This window comes from Pseudoflavonifractor phocaeensis (genome assembly GCF_016901955.1).
Classification (GTDB): domain Bacteria; phylum Bacillota; class Clostridia; order Oscillospirales; family Oscillospiraceae; genus Flavonifractor; species Flavonifractor phocaeensis_A.
The window spans coordinates 1-1,552 of the sequence record NZ_JACJLC010000183.1 but is presented as its reverse complement, the minus strand read 5'-3'; the positions used below and the strand labels follow the sequence as shown (position 1 = coordinate 1,552).

At 55.0% G+C, this 1,552-nt stretch carries 1 protein-coding gene; it reads right to left on the bottom strand.

Going from position 1 to position 1,552, the window contains the following annotated elements; genetic code table 11:
* A partial coding sequence (locus tag H6B51_RS16995; protein WP_204884777.1) for a leucine-rich repeat protein occupies window positions 1–1,552 on the bottom strand: 1,552 nt, incomplete at both ends.

Below are 1,552 nucleotides of genomic sequence, written 5' to 3'. Positions count from 1 at the left end.
AGGCGCTTGCACTTGCCGAAGGCTCGCCTGCTGCCCGCCACAGCACTGTCACCAGCATACCACGGGTTACCGGGTCATTGGGCGCGAACGAGGTGTCCGACACGCCGGAAAACAGGCCGTTATTCACCACGTACTCCACCGCGCCTGCAAACCAGTCGTTTGTCCGCACATCGGTAAAGGAGCCGACCATTGGCGCGACGCTTGACGGCGCAGAGGGCAGCCCTTCCAGCATGGATTCATCAAAGATGACAACCTTCAAATGCTCATCAAAGCCTTCATCAACGCCGTTGAAGGGGACGTAAACATCCATATTGGGTATGGCCACCACGCCTGCGCCAGCGCCGCCGATATGGGTATTGGGGAACACCCGTTCCACATTGGGCATCAGGATGGTCCCGCTGCCCGGCTGGATGGCGCCATAAGATAATATATCAACGCCCCCATAGCCGTAAAAGCCTTCTATCACCTTTGCCCGGTTCAGGTTTATGATGGGAATAGCACTCGACGTCAGTCTATGGACATTGAGGATGGTGTCCGGCAGGGTCAGGGCGTCCATCTGGCAGTCATACAAAAAGTCCTCCCATGTGGTGATGGCAGCGGACCAGTTGGTGATCTGGCCGATGTTGTTATTCGTAAACGCCGCCCAGTCCATATATTCCAGGCTGTCCGGCAGACGGACGTCCATTTTTTGGGATGAGCCGGTATTGATATGGGCAAAAGCCTTTTGCCCGATATACTTCACGCCGTTGGGGATTTCCAGATAGCCGATGTCGATTTGATAATCGCTTTCAAACGCATTCATGCCGATATAGGTCAGGGCGTCAGGCAAATCGCGCAGGGCGCTTTTGGGGACGCCCCGGTGTCCGTTGGGAACATCATCAATATAGGTGACGCTTTCCGGCAGGGTAAAATCATCTAATTCGTACATCCTGCTGGGAAACGCGTCCGGTCCGATATAGCGCAGCCCGTCCGGGAGGGACATGGTGGTGTCATAGTGGCTGGATTGCCATTCCATTATCCCCAGCGTACCGGGACGGACATCGACATGGAGCGGCGTCCAGGGATCCAGTTCGGTTTCCTTAAAGCAGAATACGCGGCCAAGATAGTTTTCACCACCTGGAAGGTTCTCCCAATACGGTGTTCTCTCAAGACTTCCCGGATAAAGGACTTCCAGTGTGCCGGGGAAGCTGATGCTGTCAAGCGAGCTGCAGCCGGCAAATGCGTTATCACCGATTTTTTTCAACCCCTCCGGCAGCACGACATTGTTCAGGCTGGTACAGCCACCAAAGGCTCCGAACCCAATCTCTTTTAAGCCGCTGCCAAAGTTTACCGTAGTTAGTTCCGACTGCGCGCCAAAAGCGCTTTCCGCAATGTATTCCACGCTGTCCGGTAACGTGACAGAGGTAACCTTAGAATTTTCAGTGCGGGCAATGGAGAAGGCATCGGTGGCAATGCCCCTGACGCCATCCGGTACGGTAACCACAGGATCGTCCCCAAAATAGCATACCAGTTCTCCGCCGATGACAATAAAGGGGTCGCCGCCGTCCCACAC